The sequence below is a fragment of the Streptomyces sp. A5-4 genome (assembly GCF_051131715.1).
In the GTDB taxonomy this organism is placed as follows: domain Bacteria; phylum Actinomycetota; class Actinomycetes; order Streptomycetales; family Streptomycetaceae; genus Streptomyces.
The window spans coordinates 6355007-6378593 of sequence record NZ_CP178591.1; the positions used below are offsets into that span (position 1 = coordinate 6355007).

Consider the following 23587-nt stretch of genomic DNA (forward strand, 5'->3'; position numbering starts at 1 on the left):
CCTGCGGTGCAACCGCTCTCAAGGAGGACGCCAGGTGCCGCAGAACCTCGACGCCGTCGCGGTGCGCACCTGGTGCTCACTGGCGCTGGAAGCCCTGGGCAGGGCCCGCGAGGAGATCGACGCGATCAATGTCTATCCGGTCGCCGACGGAGACACCGGCACCAATCTCTACCTGACCGTGGAATCCGCGGCCCAGGCGGTGGAAGCGGTCTTCACCGCGCACGAGACGGTCACCGGAGGCACCTCGGTCCCGGCCCTCGCCGACGCGATGCGGGCGATGGCCCACGGAGCGCTGATCGGGGCGCGGGGCAATTCGGGGACGATCCTGGCGCAGCTGCTGCGCGGCATGGAACAGGTGCTGTCCGAAGAGGTCCCCGCCGAAGGGGCGCCGGTCATGCGGGCCGACGTGCTCCGCCGCGCCCTGCGCAGGGCCTCCGAAGCGGCGTACCAGGCGGTCGCGCACCCCGTGGAGGGCACCGTCCTGACGGTGGCCGCCGCCGCGGCCACCGCCGGGGAGAGCGCCGTGGGCGGCACGGCCCAGGTGGCGCGCGCGGCGTACGAGGGGGCCCGCCAGGCACTGGACGCGACCCCCGGGCAGCTGGCCGTGCTGAGCCATGCGGGCGTCGTGGACGCGGGCGGCCAGGGACTGGTGACCCTGCTCGGCGCTCTGGTCGAAGTGGTCTCGGGCGAGGCCGTCACCGCGCGCAAGCAGCCGGCGCACGCACTCGTGGCCGATGGCTGTCACCCGGACCCGGCCGACGCCTCGGACTTCCCGGCGGACGGCGGCCCGGCCTTCGAAGTGCTCTACCTCCTGGAGGCGGACGACACGGCGGTCGCCCGGCTGCGGACCCGGCTCGACACCTTCGGCGACTCCCTCGTGGTCGTCGGCGGCGACGGCCTGTGGAACATCCACGTGCACGTGGACGACGCGGGCGCCGCCGTGGAGGCGGGCGTCGAGGCGGGCCGCCCGTACCGCATCCGCATCACGCACTTCGCCGCCGACCGGGCGGCCCCGCCCCGCGAGCGCGCCCAGCGCGCGGTCGTCGCGGTGGTCCCGGGAGAGGGGCTCGCGGACCTGTGCGCCCAGGCGGGCGCGACCACGGTCCTCGCGCGCCCCGGGGAGCCGCCCGCGAGCGGCGAGCTGGCGGAGGCGATCCGGCGGGCCCACGCGCGCGAGGTGGTCCTGCTGCCGAACGACGCGGACCTGCGCCACACCGCGGCAGCCGCCGCCGAGCAGGTCCGTACCGAAGGCGTACGGGTCGCCCTCATCCCCACCCGGGCCGCGGTCCAGGGCATCGCGGCCCTCGCCGTCCACGAGCCCGACCGCCGCTTCGACGAGGACGTCGTGGCGATGACATCGGCGGCCGGCGCCACCCGCTACGGCGAAGTGGCCGTGGCCGAACGGCAGTCCTGGACGATGGCGGGCATCTGCCAGGCCGGCGACGTGCTGGGTCTCATCGACGGCGACGTGGTCGTGATCGGCGCCGACCTGACCACGACGGCCCGCGCGGTGCTGGACCGGATGCTGGCGGCCGGCGGCGAGATGGTCACCCTGATCCTCGGCGACGCGACCCGGCCCGACCTCGCCGAGCGACTGGAAGCCCACGTACGCGAATCCCACCTGGCCGTCGACACCGTGACGTACGAGGGCGGCAGGCACTCGTCGCCGCTCCTGATCGGCGTCGAGTGAGAGCGCCCGCGAACAGGACCGGGTAGCGCCGATCCGGCTTCCGGGCGCTTCGGGCGCACCTGCCCATCCCGCGACGTGGGCGGCGACTCCGGCCCTGCGCGACCGCGCCGGCCCCGGCCCGCCCGTCGACGCGGACCCACGGAGGACAGGCCCTGCCCGCGACCGGCCACCCATTGTCGGAGCCATGGTGTCCAATGGATCGCGTGCCCGCGCTCGACGAACCACTCAAGAAGACGCTCGGCGGCACCACCGCGAAGGTGATGGCCGAGCACCTCGACCTGCACACGGTCGGTGACCTGCTGCACCACTACCCGCGGCGGTACGCCGAGCGCGGCGAGCTGACCCAGCTCGCCGATCTCCCGCTCGACGAGCACGCCACCGTGCTCGCCCAGGTCGCCGACGCCCGCGTCCTGCGGTTCAACAACGGCAAGGGCCAGCGGCTGGAGGTGACCCTCACCGACGGCAGCGGACGGCTCCAGCTGGTCTTCTTCGGCAAGTCGATCTATCACCACCAGAAGGAGCTGCTGCCCGGCCGCCGCGGCATGTTCTCCGGCAAGGTGGGCATGTTCCGCAACATCCGCCAGCTCTCCCACCCGGCGTACGAAATGCTCGGCAAGGACAGCGGCGACGACGCCGCCGAGGTCTGGGCGAACCAGCTGATCCCGCTCTACCCGGCCTGCGCCCAGATGGAGTCCTGGAAGATCGCCAAGACGGTCGACCTGGTCCTGGACTCGATGGAGGCCACCGGCTGGCAGGAGGTCGGCGACCCGCTGCCGCTCGCGCTCCGCGAAGGACGCGGACTGACCGGACTGCCCGACGCCTTCCGCAAGGTCCACCGGCCGAGCACCAAGGCGGACATCGACGAGGCACGCGGCCGCCTCAAGTGGGACGAGGCGTTCGTCCTCCAGGTCGCCCTCGCCCGCCGCCGCCTCGCCGAGAACCAACTGCCCGCCGTGGCCCGCACACCCACCCCCGGCGGCCTCCTCGACGCCTTCGACGCGAAGCTGCCCTTCACCCTCACCGAAGGCCAGCTGACGGTCACGAAGGAGATCTTCGACGACCTCGCCACCGAGCACCCCATGCACCGGCTGCTCCAGGGCGAAGTTGGATCCGGGAAGACCATGGTGGCTCTGCGCGCCATGCTCACGGTGGTCGACGCGGGCGGCCAGGCCGCGATGCTCGCGCCCACCGAGGTGCTCGCCCAGCAGCACCACCGCTCCATCACCGAGATGATGGGCGAGCTCGCCGAGGGTGGGATGCTCGGCGGCGCGGAGCTCGGCACGAAGGTGGTGCTGCTCACCGGCTCCATGGGCGTGCCCGCCCGCCGCCGGGCCCTCCTCGACCTGGTCACGGGCGAGGCGGGCATCGTGATCGGCACGCACGCGCTGATCGAGGACAAGGTGCAGTTCCAGGACCTGGGCCTGGTCGTGGTCGACGAGCAGCACCGGTTCGGGGTCGAGCAGCGCGACGCCCTGCGCTCCAAGGGCAAGCAGCCGCCGCACCTGCTGGTGATGACGGCGACACCCATCCCGCGCACGGTCGCGATGACGGTCTTCGGCGATCTGGAGACCTCGGTCCTCGACCAGCTCCCGGCCGGCCGGCTGCCGATCGCCAGCCATGTCGTACCGGCCAAGGACAAGCCGCACTTCCTCGCCCGCGCCTGGGAGCGGGTGCGCGAGGAAGTGGAGAACGGCCACCAGGCGTACGTCGTCTGTCCCCGCATCGGCGACGGGGACGACGACCCCAGGGCCGCCAAGAAGAAGTCCGCCGACGAGGACCCCGAGAAGCGGCCGCCGCTGGCGGTCATGGAGATCGCCGAGCAGATCGCCGCCGGTCCGCTCAAGGGCCTGCGCATCGAAGTCCTGCACGGGCGGATGGCGCCCGACGACAAGGACGACGTGATGCGCCGCTTCTCGGCCGGCGAGGTGGATGTCCTGGTCGCCACCACCGTCATCGAGGTCGGCGTCAATGTTCCCAACGCCACCGCCATGGTGATCATGGACGCCGACCGGTTCGGCGTATCGCAGCTGCACCAGCTGCGCGGCCGGGTCGGCCGCGGCTCGGCCGCCGGGCTGTGCCTGCTGGTCAGCGAGATGCACGAGGCGAGCCCGGCCCGTGCCCGGCTGGCCGCCGTGGCCGCCACCCTCGACGGCTTCGAGCTCTCCCGTATCGACCTCGAACAGCGGCACGAGGGCGATGTGCTCGGCCAGGCCCAGTCCGGTGTCAGGTCCTCGCTGCGGATGCTCACCGTCATCGAGGACGAGGAGGTCATCGCGGCGGCCCGCGAGGAGGCCGTCCTGGTGGTCGCCGACGACCCCGACCTCGAACGGCTCCCCGAGCTGCGCACGGCCCTGGACGCGCTCCTCGACGCGGAGCGGGAGCAGTACCTCGACAAGGGCTGAGCCGAGGGGCGGCAAGGGACGGGCAAGGGGGTGAGCGGGGGACGGTGGGCGCCGCACGGCGGAGGAGGGGGCCGGGTCACCGGTCCCGGCCGGGACCGATCCGGATCGACGCCATATCGTGGGAGGACGTCAGCCCCTCCACCCACAACACCCGATCCGAGGCCCGACACTCATGACCCGCGTGATCGCCGGCACGGCCGGTGGACGCCGCCTGGCCGTTCCGCCGGGCAACGGCACCCGCCCCACATCCGACCGTGCGCGCGAGGGCATGTTCTCCACCTGGGAGTCGCTCCTCGGCTCACTGGACGGCACCAGGATCGCCGACCTGTACGCGGGTTCGGGCGCCATCGGTCTGGAGGCGCTCTCCCGAGGCGCCGTGCACGCCCTGCTGGTCGAGGCGGACAGCACATCCGTCCGGACCGTCCGGGAGAACGTCCGGGCGCTGGGCCTGCCCGGCGCCGAGGTGCGGGCGGGCAAAGCGGAGCAGATCGTCACAGGTGCGGCGCCCGAGATCCCGTACGACGTGGTGTTCCTGGACCCGCCGTTCGCCGTCACCGACGACGATCTTCGCGAGATCCTGCTCACACTCCGCACCCAGGGGTGGCTCACCGACGATGCCCTCGTCACCGTGGAGCGCAGCACCAGAGGCGGAGAGTTCAAGTGGCCCAAGGGTTTTGAGGCCCTGCGGGCCCGTCGTTACGGCGAGGCGACGTTTTGGTACGGTCGCGCCGCCGCTGCGTGCGAAGACGCACGATGACCGGACCGGAGAGCGAGGGAGTACAGATGCGCCGCGCCGTCTGTCCCGGGTCATTCGACCCGATCACCAATGGACATCTCGACATCATTGGCCGCGCCTCCAAGTTGTACGACGTCGTACACGTCGCGGTGATGATCAATCAGGGCAAGAAGAGCCTGTTCACCGTCGAGGAGCGGATCGATCTGATCCGGCAGGTCACCGTCGACTACGGCAATGTCGAGGTGGAGTCCCACCACGGACTGCTCGTCGACTTCTGCAAGCAGCGCGACATCCCGGCCATCGTCAAGGGCCTGCGCGCGGTCAGCGACTTCGACTACGAGCTGCAGATGGCCCAGATGAACAACGGGCTCTCGGGCGTCGAAACGCTGTTCGTCCCGACCAACCCCACCTACAGCTTCCTCTCCTCCTCACTGGTCAAGGAGGTCGCGGCCTGGGGCGGCGACGTCTCCCACCTGCTTCCCGAGGTGGTCCACGAGGCCCTCACCGAACGCCTCGGCCAGAAGTGACCGGCTGACGGCCCGTCACCCGGTGTCGGTCGGAAGCCGACTGGCCGTACAGTCGTCCCGTCCGTCTCCAGGCAGGCGCTGGGCGCCGCTGCGAGAAGACCCCCGGCCCCCCGGCCGAAAGAACAGGTGGCGAGCTCGCGGTGGATGTGCAGAAGAAGCTCGATGAGATTGTCGAGGCGATCGGCAGCGCCCGGTCCATGCCCATGTCGGCCTCGTGCGTGGTCAACCGCGCCGACCTGCTCTCGATGCTCGAAGAGGTGCGCGAGGCCCTGCCGGGGTCGCTCGCGCAGGCCCAGGAACTGATCGGCGGCCGGGAGCAGCTCGCCGAGCAGGCCCGCGAGGAGGCCGAGCGGATCATCGAGTCCGCGCACGCCCAGCGCGGCTCCCTGATCTCCGACACCGAGGTCGCCCGGCGCTCGCAGGACGAGGCGGACCGGATCCTCACCGATGCCCGCCGCGAGGCCGACGAGATCCGTGTGGAGGCCGACGAGTACGTCGACTCCAAGCTCGCGAACTTCGAGGTCGTCCTCACCAAGACCCTCGGTTCCGTCGACCGCGGCCGGGAGAAGCTGCTCGGCCGGGGCCCCGGGCTCGACGAGCAGGGGTACGCCGACGAGGAGGCGCCGGAGCGCAGCCACGATCCGGAGACCCTGCGGCAGCGCGCGGACGAGTACGTCGACACCAAGATCGGCGCTTTCCAGGCCGTCCTGTCCAAGACGCTCGAGGCGGTCGGCCGCGGCCGGCGGAAGCTGCACGGGCAGGTGGCGTCGGACGAGCTCGGTCTGCACATGGCGGCCCAGGACGGCGCGGGGGCGCAGCACAGCAGCGACTCGGACTTCCTGGCCGACCTCGCCGAGCCGCAGGCCGCGCAGGCGGTCCCGCAGCGGGCGCAGGCTCCCGCGCCGGTGCCCGAGCAGCCCCAGATCCCCGCGCAGCAGCCGTACGACGCGTACGGGTACCCGCAGCCCCAGCAGCAGCCGGACCCGTACGGGTACCAGCAGCAGCCGCAGGACCCGTACGCGTACCAGCAGCAGGATCCCTACGCGTACCAGCAGCAGGGCTACGACCAGGGGTACGACCAGCAGGGGTACGGACAGCAGGGCTACGAGCAGCCGCAGGCCGCAGACCACCAGCAGCCCCAGCCTCAGCAGCCCCAGAGCGCGCTCGACGAGACCAGCCTGTTCGACACGAGCATGATCAACCTCGATCAGCTCCGCGAGTACGAGCAGGGGCGTTAGGGACCGGATTGGGTCCTGGCGGAAGCGTCCAGTATCCTGGTTGTTCGGTCGCGAGTACGTCCGCGATCCCGGCTGCCCGAATCGTGTTCCGCGGCATGGCAGCCCACCACCGCGATCCGAAAGCAGGACAGCTCTGAACGCCCGCCTTGACCACCGCAACCCTCTCGTGTTCGACACACACGAGCTGGGCCGGCGTCCCGGTGCGCTGCAGCGGCTGACCCGCGCGGTAGCAGCCCCCAAGGACTTCGGTATCGAAGGGGTGATCGGTGTGCCCGAGGGCGCACAGATCAATCTCAAGCTCCGCCTCGAATCCGTCATGGACGGGGTGCTTGTCACAGGCACCTCCCGTGCAACGGCCGTGGGGGAGTGCGTAAGGTGTCTGGAGCCGCTGGAGCTCAGGGTTGCAGCGGATTACCAGGAGATGTTCTCGTACCCTGACGCCGACGACCGTGGCCGCTCGAAAAAAGCGGAACCGGCCGACGACGCCGAGGACGACGAGGACACGCTTCACCTCGAGGACGGCTTGTTCGACCTCGAGTCCGTGCTGCGTGATGCGGTAGTGCTCGCACTGCCGATGCAGCCGGTGTGCCGGGAGGAATGCGCCGGCCTGTGTTCCCAGTGCGGAATCAGGCTGGACGAGAACCCCGATCACAACCATGAGGCCGTCGACATCCGTTGGGCGGCACTGCAAGGACTCGCTGGGACCATCCAGGACGGCGAGAAGGACAACACTGGCGGCGCCGCCGAGTCGGGCGTCGACGAGAAGCAGGAGAAGTAGCCGTGGCTGTTCCGAAGCGGAAGATGTCGCGCAGCAACACGCGCCACCGCCGGTCGCAGTGGAAGGCTGCGGTCCCCACCCTGGTTTCGTGTGAGCGTTGCCAGGAGCCGAAGCTCCAGCACATTGCGTGCCCGAGCTGCGGCACTTATAACAAGCGCCAGGTCCTCGAGGTCTGAGCGGCTGGTGAGAGGCACTGTGTCTAGCCACAAAACGGCGGATGACGCCAAGGCGGAAACCGCCAAGAAGCCGGCGGAGAACACAGCCTCGTCCCACACGCTTCTGGAAGGGCGGCTCGGCTATCAGCTCGAGTCCGCCCTTCTGGTGCGTGCGCTGACCCACCGTTCGTACGCGTACGAGAATGGCGGTCTGCCCACCAATGAGCGACTGGAGTTCCTCGGGGACTCCGTGCTCGGTCTGGTGGTCACGGACACGCTGTACCGGACCCATCCCGACCTGCCGGAAGGCCAACTGGCCAAACTGCGGGCCGCTGTGGTCAATTCTCGTGCGCTTGCTGAGGTGGGCCGCGGCCTGGAACTCGGCTCCTTCATCCGGCTCGGCCGGGGCGAAGAGGGCACGGGTGGCAGGGACAAGGCATCCATCCTGGCCGACACCCTTGAAGCGGTGATCGGCGCGGTCTATCTCGATCAAGGTCTGGGCACCGCATCGGAACTGGTGCACCGGCTCTTCGATCCACTGATCGAGAAGTCTTCGAGCCTGGGCGCCGGCCTGGACTGGAAGACGAGTCTCCAGGAATTGACTGCGACCGAAGGGCTCGGTGTTCCCGAGTACCTGGTCACGGAGACCGGACCGGACCACGAAAAAACCTTCACCGCTGCTGCCCGCGTCGGTGGTGTCTCGTACGGCACCGGCACCGGCCGCAGCAAGAAGGAAGCGGAACAGCAGGCGGCGGAGTCCGCGTGGCGCGCGATCAGCGCGGACGCGGACGAGCGCGCGGAGGCGGCCAAGGCCGCTCCCGTGGCGACGACGATCGACGACACAGAGCCGTCGGCCCCGGCCACTGCCTGAGTTCCGAGGCCTTTGACCCAGGTGCCCCCGACCGGAATTCCGGTCGGGGGCACCTGGGCACTCACCCCCAGGCCGTTCAGCCCAGTCGGCAGCCCTCCCGGAGGAGACCCGTGCCCGAGCTTCCCGAGGTCGAAGTCGTACGCCGCGGGCTGGAACGCTGGGTCACCGGCCGGACCGTCGCCGAGGTGCAGGTTCTGCACCCGCGTTCCGTACGCCGTCACCTCGCGGGCGGCGAGGACTTCGCCATCCGCCTCGAGGGGCACCGCGTCGGTGCCGCGCGCCGACGCGGCAAGTACCTCTGGCTGCCGTTGGAGGACACCGACTCGTCGATTCTCGGCCACCTCGGGATGAGCGGCCAGCTGCTCGTGCAGCCGCGGGACGCGACGGACGAGAAGCACCTGCGGATCCGAGTCCGCTTCGACGACGCCTTGGACACCGAGCTGCGCTTCGTCGACCAGCGCACCTTCGGCGGGCTCTCGCTGCACGACAACACCCCCGACGGCCTGCCCGACGTCATCGCGCACATCGCACGCGACCCACTGGACCCGGCCTTCGACGACGCGGCGTTCCATACGGCGATGCGCCTGCGCCGTACGACCGTCAAGCGCGCCCTCCTCGACCAGTCGCTGATCAGCGGCGTCGGCAACATCTACGCGGACGAGGCGCTGTGGCGCGCGCGGCTGCACTACGAGCGCCCCACCGCGACCCTCACCCGCCCCCTGTCGACCGAGCTCCTCGGGCATGCGCGGGACGTGATGAACGCGGCCCTCGCGGTCGGTGGCACCAGCTTCGACAGTCTCTACGTCAATGTGAACGGCGAGTCCGGCTACTTCGACCGGTCGCTGGACGCGTACGGGCGCGAGGACGAGCCCTGCCGCCGCTGCGGTACGGCGATGCGCCGACGCCCCTGGATGAACCGCTCCAGCTACTTCTGCCCGCGCTGTCAGCGTCCGCCGCGCGCGAGCGCCGTCAGGATCTGAGCGCGTCCGACAGGTGAGTGCGTCCTGCATTCAGTGACCAGTACACAAAAGCAAATGCCCCCGTCGCGGTCGACGGGGGCATTCCCGCTGACGCGCGGGGCGATCGGAAGGCGGTCGGCAGAGGATCAGAAGCCGAAGTCCTGGGTCCACCAGGGGCCGCCGTCGGCGATATGAACGCCGACGCCCAGGGTCTTGTAGTCGCAGTTCAATATGTTCGCGCGGTGGCCTTCGCTCTTCATCCAGGCATCCATCACCGACCGGGCGTCGGCCTGACCGCGGGCGATGTTCTCGCCACCCAGATCGTCGATACCCGCTTTGTCGGCGCGGTCCCAGGGGGTCGCCCCGTCCGGGTCGGTGTGGTCGAAGAAGCCGCGGGCGGCCATGTCCTGGCTGAAGTCCCCGGCCAACTTGGCCAGCAGCTGGTTGGGCCGTACCGGGGTGCAGCCGACCTTCGCGCGCTCCTGGTTCACCAGGGTCAGCACGGCGGCCTCCGCGGTCGTCGCCGCCCCGGAGCCGACAGCCTTCCCGGCCTCGTCGCCGCTCTCCGTCGCCGGGGGCGTGCGGGACGGGGCGGGCGCACTGCGGGCCGGCTCGCTGCTCTTGTCGCTCTTGCCCGCCTTGTCCTTCTGCTCGGCGGGCTTCTCCGTCTCGCTGTCCGCGACCGTCTTCCGCTCGGAAGGGGTGGCGGAAGGCTTGGGGGGCTTGGGCGACGGGGATTTCGACGGGGCGTGCGCGCGCTCGGAGCGGTCGGCGGGCACCGATGCCCGGCCGGTGGGCTCCGCGCTGCTGCTGCCCTGCGCGTCCAGGTCGGCCGGGCCGTTGGCGCGGACCCGCTCGCCGGGGCCGTTGTCGCCGCCGAGGGAGAAGTTGTCACCGCCGGGCAGCAGCCCGGAGGCCACCGCGACGGCGCCCATGGCCACGGCCGCGGAGACGCCGAGGAGCCCGGTCCGTACGGGCGCCGCCCGCCTCTTGCGGCGTGCGCCGCTCCGGTGGCTGCCTGTCCGGCCGTCCGCGTGGTCCGCCTCGGCGGGGCCGGCGGCGGAGCGTCGATGGCGTCCCATCTGGCGTGCCTTCCTCGTGCTCGACGTAATGATCGAAGTCTTAAACATGAATCATCCGAAAGGATGACGCTCATTGGATCGGGACTGTACGCCATGACGGGTGGGGGCGAAGTGCCTCGTGGGTTATTGGCCGGTTAGCGTGCAGGCATGAACGAAGATGTCCGGCTCACCGCCTGGGTACGCGGCCGTGTACAGGGAGTGGGTTTCCGCTGGTTCACCAGGGCAAATGCTTTGGAGATCGGCGGCCTGGCCGGCTTCGCCCTCAATCTTGACGACGGGCGGGTGCAGGTCGTCGCCGAGGGCCCGCGTGACAATTGCCACCGCCTGCTCCAGTGGCTCGGCTCGGACGACACTCCCGGCCGGGTGGACGGAGTGACCGAGATCTGGAGCACACCGCGCGGCGGATACACCGGCTTCGCGATCCGCTGACCGACCCTCCTCGGCGGCCTTCCCGAGGGCGCGCCGGGGGTGTCCGCGGCAGCCGCCGGAGACAGAAACGACCTGGTGGTTGCCAATAATGCCCGGTCGTGGAAAGCTGCCCGAGAACGGATGATCAACCCGCCCCCAGGGCCCCGCAGCAGAGGTGGCGCCGCGCATCGCGCGGCAGCACGCCCCCGGGCCGCCCGTGGATACGGCGCGTGATCGTGTTGACCGTCAAACTTTTTGGTGAGACTCTGGAATCCCCGCGCACCTTAGCTGTTTGGCATTGAGAACGACAGAGATGACAAGCACCGCGGGTGCGATTCCCTCACGACCCACCAACGCTTCGGTCGGTCACTCAATGTGGAGGACCATCCATCATGGCAAAGGCGCTTCTCGGTTACGTCGGCGGTTCCGACCCGCGACTCCTCGCCGAGATGCGACGGCTTCAGCAGCGCGTTCAAGATCTTGAGTCCGAGCTCAATCGGATTCAGGACGAGAACGACACGCTCAGCGCCGCCGCTCAGCACCGTGGAGATTCGATGCTCGACGGCATCGACATCGACGTACCCCAGGCGGAGCCTGCGCTCACCTGATCCAGGCCAGTAAAGGGCCCGTCAGGCTGTTCGTTCGGCCGCTTGAGATCTACGTATCGAGATCTACTCAAGATCCATCAGCAAGGCATTACAAAGGGACGCTTCGGCGTCCCTTCTTTCTTTTCACCCCGTCCGTGACACCCTTCCCTTACCGTCTGATGTGCCCTGCACCTTAATGGGCGAAACCGACAGTGAGAGGTAGAGTCCGGCGGCGTGCATCTCAAGGCCATGACCCTCCGCGGTTTCAAATCCTTCGCATCGGCCACAACCCTGCGGTTCGAGCCCGGTATCACCTGTGTCGTCGGCCCCAATGGCTCCGGCAAGTCCAATGTGGTGGACGCGCTGTCCTGGGTCATGGGCGAACAGGGGGCCAAGTCACTGCGCGGCGGCAAGATGGAGGACGTCATCTTCGCCGGTACCACCGGGCGCCCGGCGCTCGGCCGCGCGGAGGTCTCCCTCACCATCGACAACAGTGACGGCGCGCTGCCCATCGACTACGCCGAAGTCACCATTACGCGGATCATGTTCCGCAACGGCGGCAGCGAATATCAGATCAATGGCGATACGTGCCGGCTGCTCGATATCCAGGAGCTGCTCTCCGACTCCGGTATCGGGCGCGAGATGCATGTCATCGTCGGTCAGGGACAGCTCGACTCCGTACTGCACGCCGATCCGATGGGGCGTCGGGCTTTCATCGAGGAGGCCGCGGGCGTACTCAAGCACCGCAAGCGCAAAGAGAAGGCGCTGCGGAAGCTGGACGCGATGCAGGTCAATCTCTCCCGGGTGCAGGACCTGACCGACGAACTGCGCCGTCAGCTCAAGCCGTTGGGCCGGCAGGCCGCGGTGGCGCGACGGGCCGCCGTCATCCAGGCCGACCTGCGCGACTCCCGATTGCGGCTGCTCGCCGACGATCTGGTCGAGATGCGTTCCGCACTCAGCACCGAGATCGCCGACGAGGCCGAGCTCAAGGGACGCAAGGACGCGGCCGAGGCGCAGCTGAAGGCCGCGCAGGCGCGCGAGGCTGAGCTGGAGGACGAGGTACGCCGTCTCGCGCCGCGGCTGCAGCGTGCGCAGCAGACCTGGTACGAGCTGTCGCAGCTGGCCGAGCGGGTACGCGGCACGATCTCGCTCGCCGACGCCAGGGTGAAGAGCGCGAGCGCGCCGCCCGAGGAGGAGCGGCGCGGACGCGACCCCGAGGACATGGAGCGCGAGGCGGCCAGGGTCCGCGAGCAGGAGGCGGAACTGGAGGCCGCGCTGGAGTCGGCGCAGCGCGCGTTGGAGGACACTGTCGAGCACCGCGCCGAGCTGGAGCGGGAGTTGGCGTCCGAGGAGCGCAGGATCAAGGACGCGGCCCGCGCCATCGCCGACCGGCGCGAGGGGCTCGCCCGGCTGGGCGGGCAGGTCAACGCGGCCCGTGGCAGGGCAGGTTCGGCCCAGGCGGAGATTGACCGGCTGGCCGCGGCGCGGGACGCGGCCCAGGACCGGGCGGGCGCGGCGCGGCGCGAGTACGAGCAGCTCAAGGCCGAGGTTGACGGGCTGGACGCGGGCGACGCCGAGTTGGCGGCCCGGCACGACAGTGCGAAGCAGGGCCTCGCTGACGCGGAGGCCGCGCTCACCGCGGCCAGAGAGGCCGCGACCTCCGCCGAGCGCCAGCGGGCCGCCACGTCCGCCCGGCACGACGCGCTCGCCCTCGGGCTGCGCCGCAAGGACGGCACGGGGGCGCTGCTCGGGGCCCGCGACCGGCTGGCGGGCGTGGTTGGCCCGGCCGCCGAACTACTCACGGTCGCCCCGGGCTTCGAGGTCCCCGTGGCCGCGGCGCTCGGCGCGGCGGCCGACGCGATCGCGGTGACCGACCCGGCGACGGCGGCCGAAGCCATCCGCCTGCTGCGCAAGCAGGACGCGGGACGCGCGGCGCTGCTGCCGGGAGGGGTGCGGGCGTACGGGGGAGAGCCGAGCGGTTTCCCCGATCCGGCCGGGTCCGACGACCCGGGTGGCCTCGGCGGTGGCCATGAGGGTGCCTCCGACAGCGGGCCGCCGAGGGCGGCCGACCTGGTGCGGGGCCCCGAGGGGCTGATGCGCGGCGTACGGCGGCTGCTGCGGGACATGGTGGTCGTCGGAACGCTGGAGGACGCCGAGGACCTGATCGCGACCCGCCCCGAGCTGACCGCGGTGACCGCCGAGGGTGATGTCCTGGGCGCGCACTTCGCGCACGGTGGGTCGGCGGGCGCGCCCAGCCTCATCGAGGTGCAGGCGTCGGTCGACGAGGCCGCCGCCGAGCTGGCGGAGCTGGCGGTGCGGTGCGAGGAGCTGGCCGGAGCGCAGCAGCGGGCCGCGGAGGGGCGTACCGGGTGCGTCGCGCTCGTGGAGGAGCTGGGGGAGCGGCGCAGGGCCGCCGACCGGGAGAAATCGGCGGTCGCCCAGCGGCTGGGCGGTCTGGCGGGGCAGGCCCGCGGCGCCGAGGGGGAGGCGGAGCGGTCGGCCGCCGCGGCCACGAAGGCCCAGGACGCGCTGGAGCGGGCGGTTGAGGAGGCCGAGGAGCTGGCGGAGCGCCTGGCGGTCGCCGAGGAGACCGCGGAGGGGACCGAGGAGGAGCCGGACACCTCCGTACGGGACCGGCTGGCCGCCGACGGCGCCAACGCACGGCAGACCGAGATGGAGGCCAGGCTCCAGGTCCGTACGCACGAGGAGCGGGTCAAGGCCCTCGCGGGACGGGCCGACTCGCTGGACCGGGGGGCGCGCGCGGAGCGTGAGGCGCGGGCGCGTGCCGAGCAGCGGCGCGCCAGACTGCGGCACGAGGCGCGAGTGGCGGCGGCCGTCGCGGCCGGCGCCCGGCAGCTCCTCGCGCATGTCGAGGTGTCGCTCGTACGGGCCGACGAGGAGCGCACCGCGGCCGAGGGCGCCAAGGCGGAGCGCGAGCGCGATCTGGTGGCGGAGCGCGGCCGGGGCAGGGACCTCAAGGGCGAGCTCGACAAGTTGACTGATTCGGTTCACCGCGGCGAGGTACTGGGGGCGGAGAAGAGGCTGCGCATCGAGCAGCTGGAGTCCAAGGCCCTGGAGGAACTGGGTGTGGAGCCCGCAGGACTGGTGGCGGAGTACGGGCCCGATCAGGCCGTACCGCCTTCGCCCCCCGCCGAGGGCGAGGAGCTGCCCGAGGATCCGCAGGACCCGCGCAACCTGCCGAGGCCCTTCGACCGGGCCGGGCAGGAGAATCGGCTCAGGGCGGCCGAACGGGCGTACCAGCAGCTCGGGAAGGTGAACCCGCTGGCTCTTGAGGAGTTCGCGGCGCTGGAGGAGCGGCACAAATTCCTCTCCGAGCAGCTTGAAGACCTGAAGAAGACACGGACCGACCTGATGCAGGTGATCAAGGAGGTCGACGAGCGGGTCGAGCAGGTGTTCAGCGAGGCGTTCCGGGACACGGCACGGGAGTTCGAAGGGGTGTTCTCGCGGCTCTTCCCGGGCGGCGAGGGGCGGTTGATCCTGACGGATCCCGGCAACATGCTCACCACGGGCGTGGACGTCGAGGCACGGCCGCCCGGCAAGAAGGTCAAGCGCCTGTCGCTGCTCTCGGGAGGGGAGCGTTCCCTGACGGCCATTGGGATGCTGGTGGCGATCTTCAAGGCCAGGCCGAGTCCGTTCTACGTCATGGACGAGGTCGAGGCCGCGCTCGACGACACCAATCTGCAGCGGCTGATCCGGATCATGGAGGAGCTTCAGGAGAGTTCCCAGCTGATCGTGATCACTCACCAGAAGCGGACGATGGAGGTGGCCGACGCGCTGTACGGGGTCTCCATGCAGGGGGACGGCGTCTCCAAGGTCATCAGCCAGCGCCTCCGCTAAGACTCTCCATAACTTGAACACAAGTCGGCTCGATGTGGCGTGACTCTCGGAAAGACCCCCCTTCCCGTTCGAAACTTGAAGGCATAGTCTCTGCAACGTCGTTTTTACCTTCAAGTGGTGGGCGGCCTCATGTTGTGCGCCACTTGAACTGCTTGCCCCCACGTCAGGCAACGCGGCCAGGCCCCAGGAGTTCATGTGACCAGCACAGCGCAACCACCGGCGTCCGGAGCCCGTGGCGCCCATCCGGAGCACCTCGGGCACATCATCTTCATCACGGCGGCAGCCGCGATGGGCGGGTTCCTGTTCGGCTACGACAGCTCGGTGATCAACGGCGCGGTGGAAGGCATCCGCGGCAAGTACGACGTCGGATCCGCCACCCTCGCCCAGGTCATCGCCATCGCCCTGATCGGCTGCGCCATCGGCGCGGCCACCGCGGGCCGGATCGCCGACCGTATCGGCCGCATCTATGTCATGCGGATCGCCGCCGCGCTGTTCACGATCAGCGCGGTGGGCTCCGCGCTGCCGTTCGCCCTCTGGGACCTCGCCATCTGGCGGGTGCTCGGCGGCATCGCCATCGGCATGGCCTCGGTCATCGGACCCGCCTACATCGCGGAGGTCGCCCCGCCGGCGTACCGCGGCCGGCTCGGCTCCTTCCAGCAGGGCGCGATCGTCCTCGGCATCGCCGTCTCGCAGCTCGTCAACTGGGCCATCCTCAACTGGGCCGACGGTGACCAGCGCGGCAAGGTGCTCGGCATCGAGGCCTGGCAGGTCATGCTGGGCGTGATGGTGGTCCCGGCCATCATCTACGGCATGCTCTCCTTCGCGATCCCCGAGTCCCCGCGCTTCCTGATCTCCGTGGGCAAGACCGGTCGGGCCAGGGCGATCCTGGCCGATGTCGAGGGCAAGGACGTCGACCTCGACGCCCGCGTCACCGAGATCGAGCACGCCATGCACAGCGAGCACAAGTCGACCTTCAAGGACCTGCTCGGCAGCCGCTTCGGATTCCTGCCGATCGTCTGGGTGGGTATCGGCCTGTCGGTCTTCCAGCAGCTCGTCGGCATCAACGTCGCCTTCTACTACTCCGCCACGCTCTGGCAGTCGGTGGGCATCGACCCGAGCGAATCGTTCTTCTACTCGTTCACCACGTCGATCATCAACATCATCGGCACCGTGATCGCGATGCTGTTCGTCGACCGGATCGGCCGCAGGCCACTCGCGCTCATCGGTTCGACCGGTATGGCGATCGCCCTCGCCTTCGAGGCCTGGGCCTTCTCCGCCGACCTGGTCGACGGCAAGCTGCCGCACACCCAGGGCATCGTCGCGCTGATCGCGGCCCACACCTTCGTGCTCTTCTTCGCCCTCTCGTGGGGCGTCGTGGTCTGGGTCTTCCTCGGCGAGATGTTCCCCAACCGGCTGCGCGCCGCCGCGCTCGGTGTCGCCGCGTCCGCGCAGTGGATCGCCAACTGGGCGATCACGGCGAGCTTCCCGAGCCTGGCCGACTGGAACCTTTCCGGGACGTACGTCATCTACACGTTCTTCGCGGTGCTCTCGATCCCCTTCGTGCTCAAATTCGTGAAGGAGACCAAGGGCAAGACGCTGGAGGAAATGGGCTGACGCCCCGGCGCCCCGCCCTGTCGCACCCCGTTCCGCGCGTACTGCCCCGGCTCAGCTCTTGAGCCGGGGCAGTACGTCTTCGCAGAGCAGATGCAGGCTGCGCCAGCCCTCGTCGACGGGCATGCCGCCGCACAGCGGATGCAGGACCAGGCTCGCCGTGCCGCCGCCGGCCTCCGCCAGCGACACGCACGCGTCGGGGGTGAGCACCCGGTACACGCCCTCGTCGCGCAACTCGTCGACGGTGGTGGCGGTGGACCGCACCGCGGAACGGATGCCCTTCGACTGCCACGAGGCGTACGTCCTCGCCTCGTGCAGGAAGTGCTCGCCGTACTGGGCCCAGGTGCGGTCCGGGTCCCGCGCGATGTGCAGCAGCGCGGTCTCGGCCGCGGGCATCATGCAGAAGCCCTCGGTCCCGTACTCCACCCGCCGTGCCTGGTAGTACGCCTCAAGCTCCGGCAGATGAGCGCTCGGGAAGAGCGGCAGCCCCAGCCGGGCGGCCCGCCGGGCCGCGGCCTCGGAGCTGCCGCCGACCAGCAGCATCGGATGCGGCTGGGTGTACGGACGCGGGGTGACACGGACCGTGCGGTCGCGGTACGTGAAGGGCTCGCCGGTCCACGCCTTCAGCAGCGTCTCCAGAAGCTCGTCCTGGAGCCTGCCGCGCCGGTTCCACGGGACGCCGTGGGCCTCGTACTCCTCGGGCCGGTAGCCGATCCCCGCGACCGTGACCAGCCTGCCGCCGCTGAGCAGGTCGAGTACGGCGATGTCCTCGGCCAGCCGCAAGGGGTCATGCAGCGGGCCGATGACCGCGGAGACGGTGACCGCGATGCGGCGGGTGGCGCCGAAGACCGCGCCCGCGAAGACGAAAGGGGAGGGGAGCCAGCCGTTGGCCGCGCCGTGGTGCTCCTCGGTCTGGACCGTCGCGATGCCGCGGTCGTCGGCGTACGCGGCCATCTCCAGCGCGGCGCGGTATCGGGCGGAGAGAGTCTCGGGCGTCGCGCGGGGGTCGACGAGATTGAACCTGACCACTGTGACGGTCATGACTAACGTCCCCCTTCGCCGGGTGGTGGGTGGCGAAGGGGGACGTTAGTTGACGATGCGTCAGATAGACAGGGTCGCGGCGGGCTCCGGCTCGGTCCGAGCCGCGGGGCCGCTCTTCACGCTTGTGTCCTTCGGCCTCGGCAGGAGCGCGTACAGCAGCGCCGCCACGACGATCGTCGCCGCCCAGCCCAGGCCGTTGCGCCCGATCCAGGAGCCGGCCAGCGGGCCGGTGAACCAGTCGACCTTGGTGAACAGCAGGCCCACCAGCAGTGCGGCGCCCCACGAGGCCATGGCCGACCAGGCGAAGCCGCCGCGATACCAGTAGGCGCTGGTGCGCGTGGTGTCCATCAGGGCGTCGCCGTCGTAGGTGCGGCGGCGCAGCATGTCCACGCCGAAGACGCCGATCCAGGCCGAGAACGCCACCGCGAGCAGTGTCAGGAAGGAGATGAAGGAACCGAAGAAGCTGGTCGACACCACCATCAGCAGGAAACCGAAGATCAGGCTGATGATCGCGTTCACGCTCACGGCCCAGGCGCGCGGCACCTTGATGCCCAGCGTCTGCGCGGTGAAGCCGGCCGAGTACATCGACATCGAGTTGATCAGCAGCATGCCGATCAGGGCGATCAGCAGATACGGAACGGCGATCCAGGTCGGCAGCAGCTCGCCGATGAAGGAGACCGGGTCGGAGGCCGACGCCAGGTCGGGCGTGCTGACGGCCATCACCGAGCCCATCAGCACCATCGGCAGGACAACGACGCCCGCACCACCGATCGTGGTGCCGACCAGCGCCCTGCCGGAGGCCTTGCGGGGCAGGTAGCGGGTGAAGTCGGGACCCGAGGGGACCCAGCTGATGCCGCCGGCCGCGATGGTTCCGATGCCCGCGATCATCATGGCGGTGGATCCGGCCGGCTTGGCGAAGACGGCGGACCAGTCGGTGTCGGCGATCAGATAGGCGAGCACGAGGACGCTGAAGGCGCCGAAGAGGTACGTCGACCAGGTGCTGCACCGGCGCAGGGCGTTGATGCCGAGGCCCGAGACGACGAACGTGCAGCCGACGAAGAGCAGCAGTGTCACGACGATCAGCACGGTGTTGCTCTTGATGCCGAAGAGCAGGTCGAGCACGGTCAGCACGGCGTATGCGCCGGTCACCGCGTTGATCGTCTCCCAGCCCCAGCGGGCGACCCAGATGAGCGAGCCGGGGAAGAGATTGCCGCGCTGGCCGAAGACGGCGCGTGAGAGAGCCATGCCGGGGGAGCCGCCGCGCTTGCCCGCGATGGAGATCAGGCCGACCAGGCCGTACGACAGGACGGGCGCCGCGAAGGCGACGGCCAGCACCTGCCAGATGTTCAGGCCGTTGAAAACGACCAGGCCCGCGCCCATGGTGAGCAGCAGCACGCTGATATTGGCGGCGACCCAGGTGGGAAAGAGTTCACGGACACGGCCCGAGCGTTCGGCGTCGGGAACGGGTTCGAGACCGCGGGTCTCTATCGCGCTCCCGGACTCGGGGGCGGTCGCTTCAGGCATGGGGGAACTCCGTGCAGAGGTGGGGGAACCAACAGCATCCTACGGGCACACCAACCTAAGGTCATATCAAAAGGTCTAATTTGCCCCTGGGCTTCTGGTGCGATCCTCCAAAGAGGTCGCCGGATGCGGAGTGACTGATACTGGGAGGGTTATGGAAATCGTCATTCTTGTTGTTCTCATCGCCCTGGTCGCGGTCGGCGCTATCAGCGGGCTCGTGGTCGGCAGCCGCCGGAAGAAGCAGCTGCCGCCCGCATCGCCGCCGAGCGCCCCGACCGTCACAGCTCCGCCCGTCGAACCGCAGGTCGGTGAGGACGCGGCACCACCGCGCGACGAGGCGCGCCGGACCATCGAGGAGGTGGACCTCCCCGACGCCGAGACGGCCCTGGCGGAGCCCGTCGCCGTCGAGGACCCGGTCGTCGCACCGCCCGTCGCGCCCGAGATCGAGATCCCCGAGCCCACCGCGGGCCGCCTGGTGCGGCTGCGTGCCCGGCTCGCCCGCTCGCAGAACTCGCTCGGCAAGGGTCTGTTGACCCTGCTCTCCCGTGAGCACCTCGACGAGGACACCTGGGAGGAGATCGAGGACACGCTGATCACGGCGGACGTCGGCGTCGCTCCCACTCAGGAGCTGGTCGAGCGGCTGCGCGAGCGCGTCCGGGTGCTCGGTACCCGCTCGCCCGAGGAGCTGCGCACGCTCCTGCGCGAGGAGCTGCTCCGCCTCCTGGACACCGAGATGGACCGCACGGTCAGGACCGAGGGCGGCGAGGAGACCCCCGGCGTCGTCATGGTCGTCGGCGTCAACGGCACCGGCAAGACCACCACGACCGGCAAGCTCGCCCGCGTCCTGGTGGCCGACGGCCGCAGCGTGGTGCTGGGCGCGGCGGACACTTTCCGCGCCGCTGCCGCCGATCAGCTCCAGACCTGGGGCGAGCGGGTCGGCGCGCGCACGGTACGCGGCCCCGAGGGCGGCGACCCCGCGTCGATCGCCTTCGACGCGGTGAAGGAAGGTATCGCCGAGGGCGCGGACGTCGTACTCATCGACACCGCCGGGCGCCTGCACACCAAGACCGGGCTCATGGACGAGCTCGGCAAGGTCAAGCGAGTCGTGGAGAAGCACGGCCCGCTGGACGAGGTGCTGCTCGTGCTCGACGCGACGACCGGGCAGAACGGTCTGGTCCAGGCGCGGGTGTTCGCCGAGGTCGTGGAGATCACCGGCATCGTGCTCACCAAGCTGGACGGCACGGCCAAGGGCGGCATCGTGATCGCGGTCCAGCGCGAGCTGGGCGTGCCGGTGAAGTTGGTCGGCCTGGGCGAGGGCGCGGACGATCTCGCGCCGTTCGAACCCGAGGCGTTCGTCGACGCGCTGATCGGCGACTGACCCGCGCGAGCGATCGCGCACGAGCGCGTGCGTACGTAGCGAAGAAGTGCCCCACCGCATGGTGCGGATGCGGTGGGGCACTTCGGTTTCATGGCCCCTCAGGGCAGCAGGCGGTGGCAGATGTACGCGAGGGTGCCGAGCAGCAGCCGGGCCTGCGGGGGCGCCGCCGTGTCCAGGGCCGGCGGGCGCAGCCAGCGGACCGGCCCCAGGCCGCCGAGGTCGGAGGGCGGCGCCGTGATGTGGTCTCCGGCGCCCAGGCCGCGCAGGTCGAGATCCGCGTCGTCCCAGCCCATCCGGTAGAGCAGCTGCGGAAGCTCGGCGGTCGCCCCGGGGGCGACGAAAAAGTGCGCCCGGCCGTCCGGGGTGGCGGCCACCGGACCGAGGGGCAGCCCCATCCGCTCCAGCCGTACGAGTGCCCGGCGCCCCGCGGCCTCGGCCACGTCGATGACGTCGAAGGAGTGGCCCACCGGCAGCAGTACCGCCGCGCCGGGGAACTGCGACCAGGTCGTGGTGACCTCGTCGAGGGTGGCGCCCGCGGGCACTTCGGGCGCGAACTCCAGAGGGTGGGCGCCCGGCGACCCGCACCCGGCGTCCCCGCACGAGCACTCCCGGGCCCCGCCGGCGCCGGCCGGGTTCCCGGCCCTGGCGCCCGGCCGTACGGCCCAGCCCCACAGGCCGGTGTACTCGGCCACCGTTGTGCACTCTGATGCGCGGCTGCGACGCCGTGAGCCGGACCTGATCTCGCGGATGCCACCGATCGTGAAGCCCATGCCCCCTCCAACGGGTGAAAAGCGCCGGTGGTTACGATCCGGAGCGGCCCGGTGACAGTGCGTCTCGCCCGGATGGATCCGGCGGCGCACTGTGTCCACGGGGGTGGTGCGGACCGGCCCGCGCGCCCCGGCGCACTTCGCTCCACCGACTCCTGATCGTCGTCTGTCAAGTGAATCGCGCCCAGCGGCGGGGGAGTTCATTCGAAGGGGTGGCGAATGGTGGCGTTTCAGGGATCGCCCTCGCCGGAGGGGTGATCGTAGGATTACTTTCAGTACACGAACCTCGGAACGGGCGCGCATTTGGGTATGCCGGAGGCAATCCGTTTGCCTGTTCGAGGGGGCGCATCCTCCGGACAGCGGGCCGCAACTCACGGCATTCTGTTAGGGGTTCGTGCAAAAGAGGATTCAGCGGGATGGGGGCTTCCAGTGGGCGGCAGTGGCGCAGGCGGTACGAACGCTGAAAAGCGCCCGAACGAGCAGCTGGGCTCGTGGTTCGCGCGCAGCGGCTGGTCCAAGGGAGAGCTCGCACGCCAAGTCAACCGCAGAGCGCGGCAGATGGGTGCCCACCACATCAGCACGGACACCTCGCGGGTCCGCCGCTGGCTGGACGGCGAGCAGCCTCGCGAGCCGATTCCGCGCATCCTCTCCGAGCTCTTCTCTGAGCGCTTCGGCAGCGTCGTCGCCGTGGAGGACCTCGGGCTGCGCTCCGCCCACCAGTCGCCCTCGGTGTCCGGGGTCGACCTGCCCTGGGCCGGTCCGCAGACGGTCGCGCTGCTCAGCGAATTCTCCCGCAGCGACCTGATGCTCGCGCGGCGCGGCTTCCTCGGGACCTCGCTGGCGCTGGCCGCGGGCCCCGCGCTCATCGAGCCCATGCAGCGCTGGCTGGTGCCCTCTCCGCCCGGCGGGCCCAGCCACCCGGAGCCGGCTGCCGCGTCCCGGCGGCCCTCACGGCTCTCGGATCCCGAGCTGGACCTGCTGGAGTCCACGACCATGATGTTCCGCCAGTGGGACGCCCAGTGCGGTGGCGGCCTGCGGCGCAAGGCCGTCGTCGGACAGCTCCACGAAGTGACCGACCTGCTCCAGGAGTCGCAGCCCGCCGCCACCTCCAAGCGGCTCTTCAGGTGCGCGGCCGAGCTGGCCGAGCTGGCCGGCTGGATGAGCTACGACGTGGGTCTCCAACCCACCGCGCAGAAGTACTTCGTCCTCGCCCTGCACGCCGCCAAGGAGGCGGGCGACAAGCCGCTCGGCTCGTACGTCCTGTCCAGCATGAGCCGCCAGATGATCCACCTCGGCCGCCCCGACGACGCCCTGGAACTGGTCCACCTCGCCCAGTACGGCAGCAGGGACTGCGCCACCCCCAGGACCCAGGCCATGCTGTATGCGATGGAGGCCCGCGCGTACGCCAACATGGGCCAGCCCAGCAAGTGCAAGCGGGCCGTCCGGATGGCGGAGAACACCTTCGAGGACTCCGGCCTGGACGGCGAGCCCGAGCCCGACTGGATCCGCTTCTTCTCCGAGGCCGAGCTCAACGGGGAGAACGCGCACTCCTACCGCGACCTGGCCTATGTGGCCGGCCGCAGCCCCACCTACGCCTCACTGTCCGAGCCGGTGATGCAGCGCGCCGTGGACCTCTTCGGCAAGGACCCCGAGCATCAGCGGTCGTACGCACTCAACCTCATCGGCATGGCCACCGTGCATCTGCTCAAGAAGGAGCCCGAGCAGTCCGTGGTGCTGTCGGGGCTGGCGCTGCGCGTCGCCAAGAGCGTGCGCTCGGAGCGTGTCAACAACCGGCTCCGCAAGACGGTCGACACGGCCGCCAGGGACTTCGGCGACGTCGCCGAAGTCGTCGACCTGACCGACCGGCTCGCCGCCCAGCTGCCCGAAGCCGCCGAAGCGGTCTGAGCGGGCGGCCCACCGACGCCGGCCGCGACAGTCACCCCGTACAGCCCGACTCGGCTCCCCCGCGCCAGGTCAG

The 23587-nt window shown here is 70.4% G+C and carries 19 protein-coding genes; 15 read left to right on the plus strand and 4 right to left on the minus strand.

Annotation, left to right across the window (positions count from 1 at the left end; translation table 11 throughout):
• The first annotated feature begins 34 nt into the window (after positions 1 to 34).
• The 9 genes from ACLLJJ_RS29870 to mutM all read left to right on the plus strand — a co-directional run bounded on the left by ACLLJJ_RS29870 (position 35) and on the right by mutM (position 9377).
• Complete coding sequence (locus ACLLJJ_RS29870; protein ID WP_434597078.1) at positions 35 to 1690, plus strand: DAK2 domain-containing protein; 1656 nt, start codon at positions 35 to 37, stop codon at positions 1688 to 1690.
• Between the two features lie 194 nt (positions 1691 to 1884).
• Positions 1885 to 4092, plus strand: a complete 2208-nt coding sequence (gene recG, locus ACLLJJ_RS29875; RefSeq protein WP_434597080.1) for an ATP-dependent DNA helicase RecG — start codon at positions 1885 to 1887, stop codon at positions 4090 to 4092.
• A 172-nt stretch (positions 4093 to 4264) separates the two neighbouring features.
• Positions 4265 to 4849 carry a 16S rRNA (guanine(966)-N(2))-methyltransferase RsmD gene (gene rsmD, locus ACLLJJ_RS29880; protein WP_434597082.1) on the plus strand — a complete coding sequence of 195 codons (585 nt, stop codon included), beginning with the start codon at positions 4265 to 4267 and terminating at the stop codon, positions 4847 to 4849.
• A 26-nt stretch (positions 4850 to 4875) separates the two neighbouring features.
• Entirely contained in the window at positions 4876 to 5355 is a 480-nt protein-coding gene (coaD, locus tag ACLLJJ_RS29885) for a pantetheine-phosphate adenylyltransferase (RefSeq protein WP_283515879.1), read from the plus strand.
• A 140-nt stretch (positions 5356 to 5495) separates the two neighbouring features.
• Positions 5496 to 6593, plus strand: coding sequence for a cell division initiation protein (locus ACLLJJ_RS29890; protein ID WP_434597083.1), 1098 nt, complete (start codon positions 5496 to 5498; stop codon positions 6591 to 6593).
• A gap of 133 nt (positions 6594 to 6726) precedes the next feature.
• Positions 6727 to 7371, plus strand: coding sequence for a YceD family protein (locus ACLLJJ_RS29895; RefSeq protein ID WP_434600561.1), 645 nt, complete (start codon positions 6727 to 6729; stop codon positions 7369 to 7371).
• Positions 7372 to 7373: 2 nt separating this feature from the next.
• On the plus strand, positions 7374 to 7547 hold the full coding sequence (rpmF, locus tag ACLLJJ_RS29900) for a 50S ribosomal protein L32 (RefSeq protein ID WP_003965982.1): 174 nt from the start codon (positions 7374 to 7376) through the stop codon (positions 7545 to 7547).
• Between the two features lie 7 nt (positions 7548 to 7554).
• Entirely contained in the window at positions 7555 to 8397 is an 843-nt protein-coding gene (rnc, locus tag ACLLJJ_RS29905) for a ribonuclease III (protein WP_434597094.1), read from the plus strand.
• Between the two features lie 110 nt (positions 8398 to 8507).
• Positions 8508 to 9377: a bifunctional DNA-formamidopyrimidine glycosylase/DNA-(apurinic or apyrimidinic site) lyase gene (gene mutM, locus ACLLJJ_RS29910; RefSeq protein ID WP_434597096.1), complete on the plus strand. Its 870-nt coding sequence runs from the start codon at positions 8508 to 8510 to the stop codon at positions 9375 to 9377.
• 125 nt (positions 9378 to 9502) lie between these two features.
• Here the strand turns inward: mutM and ACLLJJ_RS29915 are convergent, their stop codons facing one another.
• Positions 9503 to 10438, minus strand: a complete 936-nt coding sequence (locus ACLLJJ_RS29915; protein WP_434597098.1) for a CAP domain-containing protein — start codon at positions 10436 to 10438, stop codon at positions 9503 to 9505.
• Between the two features lie 147 nt (positions 10439 to 10585).
• Here ACLLJJ_RS29915 and ACLLJJ_RS29920 point away from each other — a divergent pair, with 147 nt between their 5' ends.
• The 4 genes from ACLLJJ_RS29920 (at position 10586) to ACLLJJ_RS29935 (ending at position 16905) form a co-directional block, all read left to right on the plus strand.
• Positions 10586 to 10867, plus strand: a complete 282-nt coding sequence (locus ACLLJJ_RS29920) for an acylphosphatase (protein WP_434597100.1) — start codon at positions 10586 to 10588, stop codon at positions 10865 to 10867.
• Positions 10868 to 11238: 371 nt separating this feature from the next.
• The gene (locus tag ACLLJJ_RS29925; RefSeq protein WP_283515778.1) at positions 11239 to 11454 is read left to right on the plus strand and encodes a hypothetical protein; all 216 of its coding nucleotides are present in this window, start codon (positions 11239 to 11241) and stop codon (positions 11452 to 11454) included.
• A 213-nt stretch (positions 11455 to 11667) separates the two neighbouring features.
• Positions 11668 to 15291: a chromosome segregation protein SMC gene (gene smc / locus ACLLJJ_RS29930; protein ID WP_434597102.1), complete on the plus strand. Its 3624-nt coding sequence runs from the start codon at positions 11668 to 11670 to the stop codon at positions 15289 to 15291.
• 195 nt (positions 15292 to 15486) lie between these two features.
• Positions 15487 to 16905: a sugar porter family MFS transporter gene (locus ACLLJJ_RS29935; protein ID WP_434597104.1), complete on the plus strand. Its 1419-nt coding sequence runs from the start codon at positions 15487 to 15489 to the stop codon at positions 16903 to 16905.
• 51 nt (positions 16906 to 16956) lie between these two features.
• Here the strand turns inward: ACLLJJ_RS29935 and ACLLJJ_RS29940 are convergent, their stop codons facing one another.
• Positions 16957 to 17943 (minus strand): LLM class flavin-dependent oxidoreductase, encoded by a 987-nt coding sequence (locus ACLLJJ_RS29940; protein ID WP_434597107.1) that lies wholly within the window; start codon positions 17941 to 17943, stop codon positions 16957 to 16959.
• Between the two features lie 60 nt (positions 17944 to 18003).
• Positions 18004 to 19467: a cytosine permease gene (locus ACLLJJ_RS29945; RefSeq protein WP_434597110.1), complete on the minus strand. Its 1464-nt coding sequence runs from the start codon at positions 19465 to 19467 to the stop codon at positions 18004 to 18006.
• Between the two features lie 151 nt (positions 19468 to 19618).
• On the opposite strand from ACLLJJ_RS29945, the gene ftsY reads away from it, so the two are divergent.
• Entirely contained in the window at positions 19619 to 20842 is a 1224-nt protein-coding gene (ftsY, locus tag ACLLJJ_RS29950) for a signal recognition particle-docking protein FtsY (protein ID WP_434597112.1), read from the plus strand.
• Positions 20843 to 20940: 98 nt separating this feature from the next.
• Here ftsY and ACLLJJ_RS29955 read toward each other — a convergent pair whose 3' ends face one another.
• The gene (locus tag ACLLJJ_RS29955) at positions 20941 to 21612 is read right to left on the minus strand and encodes a bifunctional DNA primase/polymerase (protein WP_434597115.1); all 672 of its coding nucleotides are present in this window, start codon (positions 21610 to 21612) and stop codon (positions 20941 to 20943) included.
• A 426-nt stretch (positions 21613 to 22038) separates the two neighbouring features.
• Between ACLLJJ_RS29955 and nsdA the strand changes: the two genes are divergently transcribed.
• The gene (gene nsdA / locus ACLLJJ_RS29960; RefSeq protein ID WP_434597118.1) at positions 22039 to 23514 is read left to right on the plus strand and encodes a transcriptional repressor NsdA; all 1476 of its coding nucleotides are present in this window, start codon (positions 22039 to 22041) and stop codon (positions 23512 to 23514) included.
• The last annotated feature ends 73 nt before the right edge of the window (positions 23515 to 23587 follow it).